Below are 12,671 nucleotides of genomic sequence, written 5' to 3'. Positions count from 1 at the left end.
GGGCAAGCGAAGCCTCAGTGGGCGGCCGGCTTCGGCCCCAGCCCCTTCAGCAGTTCGGCGACGGCGGCCTCCAGCTGGGCGTCCTTGCCAGTGAGGCTTTCGCCGAGCGGTCGCTCCACCGTCACGTCCACCGGCCGCGGATGCAGCTCCATGTCGTCGCCCGCCGCACCCTGGATGCGGGAGAACGGCACGCGCACGACCGAGGCGCCATCCACGAGCGGGACGTCGCTGGTGAAGATGATCCAGCCGGCGGTTGGCACGCCCACCACCTTGCCCAGCTTCAGGGCGCGGTAGCCCTCGGTGAAGTCCTCGGCGTCGGAGAGCGACGACTCGTTGGTCAACAGCACCGTCGGCAGCCCCAGCGCGCGTTGCCCCAGGGCCTGGCGGCTCGGCACGCCGGCTTCGCCGCGCCCGGTCATCGTCAGGTAGTTCCTGCGGGTGAAGACGTCGAGGACATAGCCGTTCACGAAGCCGCCGTTGTTGTTGCGCACATCGACGACCACGCCTTCCTTGCCCTGGTTCTGGGCGTCCAGGTCCAGATAGAGCTGGTCCAGGGCGTCAGAGGACATGTCGGCGATGTGGACGTAGCCCAGGCGGCCATTGCTGAGGCGGTCCACATAGGCGCGCTGCTGCCCGATCCAGTGGCGGTAGAGCAGGCCCGAGGCGACGGCGGAGGACACCGGACGCACCACGGCCTGGCGCGTCGCGTTTCCCGTGCGCACGGTCAGCACGGTGCGTTTCTCCGCCCGGTCGAGCATCAGCTGGTCGAGATCGACGCTGGGGCCGATGGCGTGACCCTCCACGGCGACCAGCACATCGCCCGGCTTGATCGAGCCCTCGATGGAGGCGGGGCCCAGGTTGATGATTTCGCGCACCACAAGGCCCTTGCCGGCCTCATAGGCCTCGCGGTCGAACCGCAGGCCCAGGTCGGCGACCCGGCGGGCTGTAGGGTTGGCCGGGTTGATGCCGGAGTGCGAGGCGTTGAGCTCGCCGATCATCAGATTGGTGATCCGGCGCATCTCGTCGGGCGTGTGGGCGCCTTCGATATAAGGCTCGAAGCGGTCGTGCAGCGCGGCCCAGTCCTGGCCGTGGAATTTCGGGTCGAAGAACCTGCGGTCCAGCAGGCTCCAGGCTTGGTCGAATGTCGTCAGCTTCTCCTGGTCGAAGGCGACGTCCATCTCGGCGGCGATGTTGACGTACTCCTGACGCGGCGTGTCGAGCGGCGTGGCGGTCACGAAGCCGCCCTCGAGATAGTAGATCCGCTTGGAATCCGGGGTGAAAGCGATGAAGCGCTTGGCGCGACGTGTGCTGGCCAACTGCTGCGGCGTCGGCGGCTCCTTGGCCAGTTCGTCCAGGTCGTACTTGTAGATGGCGTGGCGGGTGTCGACGTCGGAGCGGAAGACCAGGGTCTTGCCGTCCGGGCTGATCACTGGGGAGTCCGCCGACATGCCGAGCGGCAGGAAGGTGGCGCGCTCGCGGATGCCCTCGAAGACGATCTTCACCGGCTCGATCTTGGGCTTGGCGCCTAGTGTCGCGGGTTTGTCGCCGGCGGCGGCTTCGTCGGCCGGCTTGGTTTCGGTGTCCTGGGCCGTGGGCGCGGGCGGCGTCGGCGGTGTGGGGCCCGTGGCCGGGGCGGGCCGGGCGCCCGGTGTCGACGCGGGGGTCGTGGGCGGGGCCTTGCGGTCGGGGCTCTCCGGTGACTTGAAGAGTTCGCGGAACTCGTCCTCGCGGTAGCGCGGCACGTGCGGCAGCAGATCGACACGGACGATGTGGGTGTCCTCCGAACGCTGCGAGGTCGGGAACAGCAGATATTTGCCGTCCTTCGACCAGGCGATGGAGGAGGCGGTGTCGCCATTGGCCAGGAAGCTGACGGCCCTGGGCTCGCCGCCCGCAACCGGGATCACGTGGACATTGCGGAACGACTTGGCGTCGGTGATCGCGAACGCCAGCCAGTGGCTGTCCGGCGACCAGGCCAGGGCCGAACCGCCGAAACCGGCGATCTGGCCCGTGTAGATCACCGCATCCTTCTGCGGCTCTCCGGCCTCGCTGAAGGCGATGATGTGCAGCTCCTTGCGGCCCCGGACATAGGCTAGGGACTTGCCGTCCGGCGACCAGGAGGGCGAGCCGTCATAGGCCTCGCCCTTGGTGAGCGCGCGCTCGCGGCGCGCAGCGAAGTCGTAGGCCATCAGGTGGCTGGAGAGTCCGCGCTGGGCCACATAGACCAGCCGGCGGCTGTCAGGGGCCCAATAGAGGTCGCTCTGGATGCCGCCGGCGTCGGTGATCCGCTGCGCCGGGCCACCGTCCTTGGCGGGCGCGGCGAAGACTTCGCCGTGGGAGACGATGGCGACCTTCTTGCCGTCGGGCGAGAGCGCCATCTGCTGGAACTCGGTCTCGCGCAGGTGGCGGTCGCCGGCCGAGGCCGGCGCGCCGCGCAGGGTGACTGAGAGCGGCGACGCCTGGCCGGACTTCAGGTCGAGCTTCCAAAGGCCGAAGTCGCGTTCGAAGACGATGGCCGAGCCGTCCAGGGCGATGGCGGGGAACAGCACGCGGCCGCTTGTGAAATGGGTGATCTGGATTGGCGCGCCGCCCGCCGCGGGCAGGCGCCACAGGTTCTCCGAACCGCTCTGGTCGCTCATGTAGAAGACGGTCTTTCCGTCGGGGCTCCACATGGGCCACAGGTGCTTGGCGTCGGGGCCCAGCAGGCGGCGGTAGCGCGCGCCGGCGGCCACCGGCTTCAGCCACAGCTCCGCCTCGTCGATATGGGCGTGGCCGTTGCGCCACCACTGGACGCCTGAGTTGCCCTTGGCCATCACCGCCAGGGTCTGGCCGTCGGGCGAGGGCGCGGCGTTGAATTCGGACAGGAACCGCTCGCGGCTGACTTCCAGCGGCGTGCCGCCGGTCGCGGCGACGCGAAAAACGTCAGTCGTGCGGCGCACGTCATTGGCGTTGGAGGAGAAGTAGATCCACTTGCCGTCGCGCGACCAGGCGTCGAGCTGCTCAGCCGAGTCCGACCAGGTCAGGCGGCGGATCTGACCCGTGGCCAAGGTCAGGATGTAGATGTTGGCCGCACCGTTGCGGGTCGAGGTGAAGGCCAGCTGCTTGCCGTCCGGCGAATAGATCGGCCGGTCCTCGGTGGCCGGGTCGGTGACCAGCAGGCGCGCGACGCCGCCGGTGGAGGGCACGGTCCAGATGTCGCCGCCCGAGGCGAAGGCGATCTCCGAGCCGTCGGGCGATAGGGCCGGCGTGGCGAGGGCCGGCTTGGGCGCCGGCGGCTGAGCCTGAACGCCGCCCGCAACCAGGGCCGCCGCGAGCACGCCCGCGGCCATCGCCATCCGCCAGATCGTCATTCACACATCCCCACCGCTCAGCGGGGAATTGGTAGCCGAGGTCCTGACGCTTGGTAAGCCGCTTCAGACGTCGAGGTCGGCCGTGGCGAACTCGGCGTTTTCCTGGATAAAGCGGAAACGGCTCTCGGGTTTGCGGCCCATGAGGTTCTCCACCAGCTCCTCTACGAGCTCCTCGGCGCGGGGCAGGGTGACGCGGGCCAGGGTGCGCTTGGAAGGATCCATGGTGGTTTCCTTCAGCTGCGCCGGCATCATTTCGCCCAGGCCCTTGAAGCGGCTGATCTCCGGCGTCTTGCCTTTGAATTCTCCGGCCAGCAGTTCGTCGCGGTGGGCGTCGTCGCGGACGTAGACGATCTTGGTCCCGTGGCTCAGGCGATAGAGCGGTGGCAGGGCCAGGAAGAGCCGGCCCGAGCGGATCATATTGGGCATGGTCCGGTAGAAGAAGGTGATCAAGAGGCTCGCGATGTGGGCGCCGTCGACGTCGGCGTCGGTCATGATCACCACGCGCTCGTAGCGCAGGTCCTCTTCCTTGAACTTCGCCCCGCCCTGGACGCCAAGCGCCAGAAGAAGATCACTCAACTCCTTGTTTTGACCGAGCTTATCTAATGTGGCCGAGGCGACGTTGAGGATCTTGCCGCGCAAGGGCAGGATCGCCTGGGTCTTGCGGTTGCGGGCCTGTTTCGCCGAACCGCCGGCGCTATCGCCCTCGACCAGGAAGATCTCGCTGTCTTCCGTGCCCGAGTTGGAGCAGTCGGCGAGCTTGCCGGGCAGGCGAAGTTTCCGCGTGGCGCTGGCGCGGGCGACTTCCTTGTCCTTGCGGCGTTTCAGCCGCTCCTCGGCACGCTCGATGACGAACTCGAGCAGGGCCGAGGCCACCTTCGGCTGGGCGGTCAGCCAGTGGTCGAAGGGGTCGCGCAGGGCGTTTTCCACCAGCCGCTGGGCCTCGGCGGAAGAGAGGCGTTCCTTGGTCTGCCCCTGGAACTCCGGATCGCGGACGAACACGCTGACCAGGGCGCCGGCCTGGGCGATCACGTCGTCGGCGGTGAGGATTGCGCCCCGCTTCTCGCCCGTCAGCTCCGCATAGGCCTTCAGGCCGCGGGTGAGGGCGGCGCGCAGGCCGGCTTCGTGGGTGCCGCCTTCCGGCGTCGGCACGGTGTTGCAGTAGGACTGCATGAAGCCGTCGGCCTCGCCGAAGCCGGCCGGGGTCCAGGCGATGGCCCACTCGACCTTGCCGCTCTCGCCCGGCCTGGAATAGCGGCCCGCGAAGGGCTCCGGCGTGACGGTCTCGATGTCCTTAATCCGCTCGGCCAGGAAATCGGCCAGACCGTTGGGGAAGCGGAAGGTCGCCTCCGCGGGCGTCTGGTCGTGGATGCGGCTGGGGTCGCAGGACCAGCGGATCTCGACGCCGCCGAAAAGATAGGCCTTCGACCGCGCCATGCGGTAGAGGCGCGCCGGCTTGAACGCCACACCCTCGCCGAAGATCACCGGGTCGGGGTTGAAGGCGATGGCGGTGCCGTGCTTGCGGGTCGCGCCCAGCTTCTCTATGCCGCCGATCGGCTTGCCGCGGGTGAAGGCCTGGCGCCACTCGAAGCCGTCCTTCCAAGCGGTGACTTCGACCCGCTCCGAGAGCGCGTTGACCACCGATACGCCGACGCCGTGCAGGCCGCCGGAGGTCTCGTAGGCCTTGCCGGAGAATTTCCCGCCGGAGTGCAGGACGGTCATGATGACCTCCAGCGCCGACTTGCCCGGGTGCTTGGGGTGTGGGTCGACGGGAATGCCGCGGCCGTCGTCGGTGACGGTGAGCGTCCCGTCGGCGTCCAGCCTGACAGAGATGAGTTTGGCGTGGCCGGCCACGGCCTCGTCCATGGCGTTGTCCAGCACCTCGGCGAACAGGTGGTGCAGGGCGCGTTCGTCGGTGCCGCCGATGTACATGCCCGGCCGCTTGCGCACAGGCTCCAGGCCCTCGAGGACCTCGATGTCCTTGGCCGAATAGCCGCCCGTCACCGTTGGCGCGGCAAGCGCCGGACGCGGCTCATGGCTCTCGACCAGCGGCGACGCCGGCGCAGGATTCATCGCGCTGTCGAACAGGTCGGGAAGCGGCTGGGCGGAGGACTTGGAAGGCGGGGACATCTGGTCGCTAGGGTGGGACGATTCCTGGGGCCCGCCCGATATGAATCGCCCAGCAGGCGAACGCAATGCGGCGTGGTCGCAATCCCCCTCGACAGTCGCTCACGGCCGGGCTCCTATCCAAAGAAAAAAGGGTGGAAGGGCATGTCCAGTTGGAAGGACCCTGAGATCGCCGGTGTTCGCGCCCTGCTGGCCTCGCGCCGGCCGGCGCCGGGCGAGCCCCTGCCGAGCCGGGCGGAGCGGCGTGCTGCGATGGACGCCTTTGGCGAGATGGGCTCACTGCCGCCCGGCTGTCAGCACGAGCCCACGACGCTCGGTGGGGTAAAGGCCGAACGGATCGCGCCGGTCAGCGCCATCGAGGGCCGCCGCATCCTCTATCTGCATGGCGGCGCCTACGTGGGCGGCAGTCCGCGCAGTCACCGGCCCCTGGTGGCGCGCCTGGCCGACGCCGCGCGCTCGGCCGCGGTGTCGCTGGACTACCGCCTGGCGCCGGAGCACCCGTTCCCGGCCGCGGTGGACGACGCGGTAGAGGCCTATCGCGACCTGATGGCCCAGGGCGTCTGGCCAGAGCGGACCATCATCGCCGGCGACTCCGCGGGCGGCGGCCTGACGCTGGGCGTGGCCCTGAAGCTGAAGGACGAGGGCCTGCCACAGCCGGCGGGCCTGTTCGTCATCAGCCCGTGGGCCGACCTCACCCAGAGCCACGCCACCTATGACACCAAGGCCGCCGACGACCCGATGATCGCCCGCGATCGGGGCAACGAGAGCGCAGCGGAGTACCTGGGCGGCGCCGACGCCAGGCATCCGCTGGCTTCGCCGGTGTTCGGAGATTTCGAGGGCCTCGCGCCCCTGCTGATCCAGGTGGGCTCCGAGGAGACCTTGCTGGGCGACAGCCTGATGCTGGCCGAACGCGCCGGCCATGCCCGCGTCGAGGTGCGCCTGGAGGTCTGGCCCGAGATGATCCACGTCTGGCATGCCTTCGGCGGCCAGCTTGGGGCGGCGCGGCGGGCGATCGCCACGGCCGGGGCGTGGATGGACGGCAAGCTGGGTGGGTGAAATTTGACCGCAATCCATAACTGCCACGTGTTGCGCCGGCAATCTCGCCAAAGGGTTGTAGAATGAAGCCTTCCGTCGCGACTTCGGCGCTTGCTGCGGGCCTCGTGGCGGGCGGCCTGCTGACCGCTGGAGCGGCTCAGGCGGAGTGCAAGTTCCAGAAGTTCGCCGAGGTGGCGGTGACCATGGAAGGCCTGCGCCCGACGATCACAGCCCAGATCAACGGCCAGGACGCCAGATTCTTGATCGACACCGGCGCGTTCTTTGGCGCGGTCTCGCCGGAGACGGTGGCGAAGTACGGCATGAAACGCTCATCCGCGCCCTTCGGCATGATGGTGCAGGGCGTGGGCGGCCAGAAGCGCGATATCCGGGCCGTGGAGGCCGACAATTTCACCTTCGCCGGCGTCGGCTTCCGCAACACCCAGTTCCTGCTGTTGGGCCGGATCGGCGGCGCGGGCATCGCCGGCGCCATCGGCGAAAACCTGATGGGTCCGTTCGACGTGGAGTACGACTTCGCTCACGGCGCGATCCGCTACTTCAAGGCGGATGGCTGCGGATATGACACCAATCTGGCCTACTGGTCGCAGGGTTTGGCGGTCTCGCGGTTGCCACTCATCGAACCCACCAAGATCATCAGCAAGGTGATCACCAACGCCAAGGTGGATGGCCATACGATCCGGGTGACGTTCGACTCCGGCTCGGATGTTTCGGTGATGAGCCGAAACGCCGCGGCGCGCGGCGGCATCGGAATCAGCGCCCAGACGGTCGTCGGCTCCGGGACGACCTACGGGATCTACGGCCGTGGCATGGAGACCTTCCTCGCGCCCTTCGCCAGCTTTGCGATCGGCGACGAGGAGATCAAGAACACCCGGCTGCGGGTGGCCGACATCGACCTGCCGGCCAGCGACATGCTCCTGGGCGCGGACTTCTTCCTGTCGCACCGCATCCTGATCTCCAACAGCCAGAAGCGGGTCTATTTCACCTACAACGGCGGACCGGTGTTCCGGCTCGACCAGGCAGGTCAGCAGCAGGCGCAGGCCGGATCGGCGCCTGTGGCGACGCCCGGCGCGACGCCCGGAGCCGTGGTAGCCGCGACAGCGCCCGCGCCCGCGATCGCCGGCGAAGAGCCTAAGACCGGCGGGGAGTTCGCCAGACGAGCCTCGGCGGAGGCGGCGCGGCATGAATTCCAGCTGGCCATCGCCGATTACAGCCGCGCTATCGAGATGGAGCCCAACGATCCGCGCCACTACCGCGCGCGGGCCATGGCGCGGCTGGAAGCCCGCCAGCCGGTGCTGGCCATGGCGGATCTGGACGAGGCCCTGAAGCGTCAGCCGGACGACCCCGAGGCGCTGATGCGGCGCGCCGAACTCTATCTCGCCAACCGCGACGTCCCCCGCGCCAAGGCGGACTTCGACGCGGCGTTCAAGCTGGCGCCGGCCGACTCCAGCCTGGTGGCCCAGGCGGGCATGGCCTATGCGCGGGCCGGCCAGTACGAGAGCGCAATCCGTGAACTGGACACCTGGATCGCCGCGCACCCCAGGGACGAGGACCTGCCGCGTGCGCAGAACGCCCGCTGCTTCGCCCGCGCCGCGTGGGGACAGCAGCTGGACCTCGCGTTGGCCGACTGCGATCAGGCGCTGCGTCACGACCGCACCGCGGAGGTGATGGTCAACCGGGGTCTCGTACTGCTCCGGCTCGGCAAGTGGGACGAGGCGATCGTCCAGTACACGGCGGCGATCAAGGCCCAACCCCGGGCGCCGCGGGCGCTCTATGGCCGCGGGCTGGCGGAGCAGAAGAAGGGACAGAAGACCGAAGGCGACGCCGATCTGGCGGCCGCGCTGGCCATCACGCCGACGATGACCGCGGAGTTTCGGCGTTATGGCCTGGCGCCGGACGGAGCGGCCCCGACGCTGTAAGGGCCGCGCGCGTCGACCCCGGCTACTTCTTCGGCGTGTAGATCGCGCTCAGCAGGTCCGGCGTTCCTTCGATCCGCTCCAGGCGCGGGTAGCGGAGGCCGCCGTGGTAGTCGACCGCCACGGTCTTGTAGTGGTCGCCGCTCTTGACCAGAAGACTGAGCGGGCCGCCGCCCTTCCTGCCCTCGCTGATCGCCTCTTTCAGCCGATCGGCGTCATAGGCGATGCCGTTCACCGCCAGGAGCTTGGCGCCGACGGTCAGCCCGGCCTTGTAGGCCGGGCCGTCCCACTGCACCTGGGTGATGTCGGCGTCGCGGCCGAGCACCAGACCCAGGGAATAGGTGAGGTCGGTGGCATGGCGGCGGCTTTCCGCCGACTTGAAATAGTCAGTGGGCGTCTCGGTGTAGACCAGTTTCCAGCCGCCGCGGGCCAGGCCGTCGAGCGGCGGTTTGGGCGCCACCTGGTTGATCCGCTCGTTGAGGAACTTGGCCCAGTCGTAGGGCTCGACCTTGTTCAGGGCGGCGACCACGTCGTCGAAGGTGTAGACCACCTCCGACCAGTTGCCGTCCTCGACGCCGAAGAAGGCCTTGGCGAAGTCGTCGAGGGACTTCTTCCCGCCGGACTTCTCGCGGATCAGCGTGTCGGCGTCGAGCCAGACCAGCTGGCCTTCCGAATAATAGTCCTCGCTGCGCTGGAAGGAGAGCCAGGGCTGCGGACGGCGGGACGCGATGATCGGATCGTTGGTGGTGTCCTCGACGGTGCGCCAATCGCGGCCGACGCGGTTGGCGTAGGTCGCCGCGGTGGCGGCCAGGGCGTCCAGCGCCTCCTGCTTGGTCAGGAGCCCGGAACGGCCCGACAGCACGAAGCCCCAGTACTGCGTTTGGCCCTCGTAGACCCACAGCAGCGAGCCGCGCATGGGCACGTTGAAGTTGGGGGTCCAGAGGTCCGCCGGGCGGCGGAACTTGCCGTTCCAGGAGTGGGTGTATTCGTGCGGCAGCAGGTCGCGAGAGGCCGGGCTCTTGGCCCAGCCGGTGAAGTAGTCGGGGATGGTGCCGTCCTCGCTGGAGCGGTGGTGCTCCAGGCCGCTGCCGCCCATGCGGTCCGACAGCGAGAACAGGAAATCGTAGTGGTTGTAGTGGTGCGAGCCGTAGAGCCTGTAGGCCTGCTGCACGAGCGCCCTGTGCTTCTCGATCTGGTCGGGCGTGGCCTCCAGCAATTCGGGGCGGTCGGCGATGACGTCGAGATGCACCGGAACCGTGGCGCCGGGATCAAGGTCGATGCGCTTGGCGTAACGGCCCGCGATCATCGGCGAGTCAGCCAGCACGTCGAAATCCACGGACTTGTAGTGGGTCACGCCATCGGAGGTCCCGTTGGTCTCCAGGGCCGAGAAGGGCGTCCAGCCTTCGGGGAAGCGCACGCTGGGCTCGATCTGGATACGCCGCGTGAAGTGGCCGGCCGGGTACATGGCCAGGTTGATCCACTGCAGGCTCATCATCTCCGGCGTCATGACGATGCGGCCCTCGTCGCCGGTCACCGCCGAGAGGAAATCGAAATCGACGTCGACGCTGGTCGCGCCCGCCGGCACATCGATGTGGAAGGCGAAGACGTCGACCGGATCGCGCATCCAGGGAACGGGCTTGCCGCCGGCGCGGAACTCGATGCCGCCAATGTTCTTCAAGGGGCCGCTGGCCGCGTGATTGCCGGGCAGCCACTGCGGATAGAGGATGGTCATCGGCCCGGCCTTGCTGACCGGGATCGTCTCATGGACGCGGAAGATGTGATGGTCGAGGTCGGTGGCGTCCACCTGCACCTTCAGCAGCCCCGAATAGGGCGTGTCCTGCGGCGTCTCGGTCTTCGGCGGCATGGGGTAGGGCTGCGGACCCGGGCTCTGGGCGAAGGTCGGGGCGGCCGTGGCGAGCACGAGGGCGGCGGCGCAGGCGAACAGGGCTGGCTTCAACGGTGACGACCTCAATTCGGGAAAGGATTTCCCGATCTAGGGCCGGTTTGAGGCAAAGCTCAACCGTCGGATGATTTCGTCCGTGCAATGTCCGGATCGGGCGGGGCGCCGCTCTCGTCGTCGCCGGCGACGCGGCTCTCCTTGGCCTCGATCAGATGTTTGCTCGGCGGGTCCATCGGGACCCCGAAGCCCAGCAGGATCGACGCCAGCGCCACCCCGCCCTTGATCGACCGGGCATGCTGGTGACCCAGCCAGCCGATCAGCGGCGCCAGGACGATCAGAGCCGCGAGGGCCAGGAGATAGCCGAGCCAGGCAGTCATGACTCAAAGGTGGGTGCGAGCTGACGGATTGTAAGCGCCGCTCCTCGTGCGATCCGTCTAAGAGCTATGGTCGGCGAACACCGCTATTCATCGATGGTTGTTGGCGCTACAAACACAACCATTACGATCACGCGAGGGGTGGAGACATGACCAGATCATTGGGACTCATCGCTTTCGTTGCGGCCCTGGGCATCGCCAGCGCCGGCATGGCAGCCGTGGCTGCCCCGGCCGCCGGGGTTCCAACAGGTGGAACATGCGGCACGATCGCCGGCCTGAAGTGCGCTTCCGAAGGCGACTACTGCAAGACTAAGACCGGGGTGTGCAAGGTGGCCGACGCTAAGGGCGTGTGCACCCGCAAACCCAAGATATGCCCGGAGCTTTTCGCGCCGGTCTGCGGTTGCGACGGCAAGACCTACAGCAACGCCTGCGTGGCGAGCGGCGCTGGGGCGAACGTTGCGACGAAGGGGAAGTGCAAGGTCCCGAAGGGCTGACGAAAAAAGGGCCGCGGGTTCGCCCCACGGCCCTTCAAGTTTAGCTTTCGGGGAGGGCCCTTAGCATTTGAAATACATGTCGAACTCGACCGGGTGCGGGTGCAGGGCGAGACGCATCACCTCTTCCATCTTCAGCTCGATGTAGCTGTCGATGAAGTCGTCTGTCATGACGCCGCCAGCCTTCAGGAAGGCGCGGTCCTTGTCGAGGTTGTCGAGGGCCTCCTTCAGCGAGCCGCAGACCTCGGGGATCTTCTTCTGCTCGCGCGGCGGCAGGTCATAGAGGTTCTTGTCGGCCGGGCCGCCCGGATCGATCTGGTTGATGATGCCGTCGAGACCGGCCATCAGCAGGGCGGTGAAGGTCAGGTAGGGGTTGCCCATCGGGTCCGGGAAGCGGGCTTCCAGGCGCTTGCCCTTCGGGCTGTCGGTGTGCGGGATGCGGATTGAGGCCGAGCGGTTGCGGGCCGAATAGGCCAGCTTCACCGGGGCTTCATAGCCGGGCACCAGGCGCTTGTAGGAGTTGGTGGTCGAGTTCGAGAAGGCGTTGATCGCCTTGGCGTGCTTGATGATCCCGCCGATGTACCAGAGGCACATCTGGGAGAGGCCCGCGTACTTGTCGCCGGCGAACAGCGGCTTGCCGCCGCCCCAGATCGACTGGTGCACGTGCATCCCCGAGCCGTTGTCGGCGAACATCGGCTTGGCCATGAAGGTCGCGGTCTTGCCGTAGGCGTGGGCGACGTTCTGGATGACGTACTTATAGAGCTGCAGCCGGTCGGCCATGACCACCATGGTGTCGAACTTCAGGCCGAGCTCGTGCTGAGCCGGCGCCACCTCGTGGTGGTGCTTTTCCGGCTTCATGCCGAGATCGCCCATCACCGCCAGCATCTCGCCGCGCAGGTCCTGGGCCGAGTCGACCGGATTCACCGGGAAGTAGCCGCCCTTGGGCCCCGGGCGGTGGCCCATGTTGCCTTCTTCATACTCCTTGGCCGTGTTGATCGGCAGCTCGACGGAGTCGTAGGAGTAGCCGGTGTTGTTCGGTTGAACCGACCAGCGCACGTCGTCGAAGATGAAGAACTCGGCTTCCGGCCCGAAGAACACCGTGTCGCCGATACCCGACGCCTTCACGAAGTTCAGCGCGGCCTTGGCGATGGAGCGCGGGTCGCGCTCGTAGGGGGTCCCAGTGTCGGGGTTCACCACGTCGCAGAAGATCGCCATCGTGGTCTGCTGGTAGAACGGGTCGATGATCGCGGAGTCCAGGTCCGGACGCAGCTTCATGTCGCTCTCGTTGATGGCTTTCCAGCCGGCGATCGAGCTGCCGTCGAACATGGTGCCGTCGGTCAGGAAGTCGTCATCGACCAGGTCGATGTCGAAGGTCACGTGCTGCATCTTTCCGCGGATGTCGGTGAAGCGCACGTCGACGTATTTGACGTCCTTCTCCTTGATCTGGGCCAGGATGTCTTTGGCGGTCG

The 12,671-nt window shown here is 67.7% G+C and carries 8 protein-coding genes; 3 read left to right on the top strand and 5 right to left on the bottom strand.

What is annotated here, in order from left to right; genetic code table 11:
- Positions 1 to 14: 14 nt before the first annotated feature.
- Both VHS75_RS13940 and parE read right to left on the bottom strand, forming a co-directional pair.
- Positions 15 to 3,347 carry a S41 family peptidase gene (locus tag VHS75_RS13940; RefSeq protein ID WP_329639220.1) on the bottom strand — a complete coding sequence of 1,111 codons (3,333 nt, stop codon included), beginning with the start codon at positions 3,345 to 3,347 and terminating at the stop codon, positions 15 to 17.
- 63 nt (positions 3,348 to 3,410) lie between these two features.
- Positions 3,411 to 5,474 carry a DNA topoisomerase IV subunit B gene (gene parE, locus VHS75_RS13935; RefSeq protein ID WP_329639219.1) on the bottom strand — a complete coding sequence of 688 codons (2,064 nt, stop codon included), beginning with the start codon at positions 5,472 to 5,474 and terminating at the stop codon, positions 3,411 to 3,413.
- 141 nt (positions 5,475 to 5,615) lie between these two features.
- On the opposite strand from parE, the gene VHS75_RS13930 reads away from it, so the two are divergent.
- The gene (locus VHS75_RS13930; protein WP_329639218.1) at positions 5,616 to 6,527 is read left to right on the top strand and encodes an alpha/beta hydrolase; all 912 of its coding nucleotides are present in this window, start codon (positions 5,616 to 5,618) and stop codon (positions 6,525 to 6,527) included.
- Between the two features lie 62 nt (positions 6,528 to 6,589).
- Entirely contained in the window at positions 6,590 to 8,440 is a 1,851-nt protein-coding gene (locus VHS75_RS13925; protein WP_329639217.1) for an aspartyl protease family protein, read from the top strand.
- 22 nt (positions 8,441 to 8,462) lie between these two features.
- Here VHS75_RS13925 and VHS75_RS13920 read toward each other — a convergent pair whose 3' ends face one another.
- The gene (locus VHS75_RS13920) at positions 8,463 to 10,394 is read right to left on the bottom strand and encodes a peptidase M61 (protein ID WP_329639216.1); all 1,932 of its coding nucleotides are present in this window, start codon (positions 10,392 to 10,394) and stop codon (positions 8,463 to 8,465) included.
- A gap of 59 nt (positions 10,395 to 10,453) precedes the next feature.
- Entirely contained in the window at positions 10,454 to 10,714 is a 261-nt protein-coding gene (locus tag VHS75_RS13915; RefSeq protein WP_329639215.1) for a hypothetical protein, read from the bottom strand.
- A 146-nt stretch (positions 10,715 to 10,860) separates the two neighbouring features.
- Here VHS75_RS13915 and VHS75_RS13910 point away from each other — a divergent pair, with 146 nt between their 5' ends.
- A complete protein-coding gene (locus VHS75_RS13910) occupies positions 10,861 to 11,205 on the top strand; it encodes a Kazal-type serine protease inhibitor domain-containing protein (protein WP_329639214.1) in 345 nt (114 codons plus the stop codon).
- Between the two features lie 60 nt (positions 11,206 to 11,265).
- On the opposite strand, the gene glnA is transcribed toward VHS75_RS13910, so the two are convergent.
- Positions 11,266 to 12,671 (bottom strand): type I glutamate--ammonia ligase (gene glnA, locus VHS75_RS13905; protein ID WP_329639213.1); only part of this gene is annotated, 1,406 nt, incomplete at its 5' end.

It is taken from the genome of Phenylobacterium sp. (assembly GCF_036264965.1).
In the GTDB taxonomy this organism is placed as follows: domain Bacteria; phylum Pseudomonadota; class Alphaproteobacteria; order Caulobacterales; family Caulobacteraceae; genus Phenylobacterium.
The sequence above is the reverse complement of the archived record's forward strand: the minus strand, read 5'-3'. Positions and strand labels throughout refer to the sequence as shown.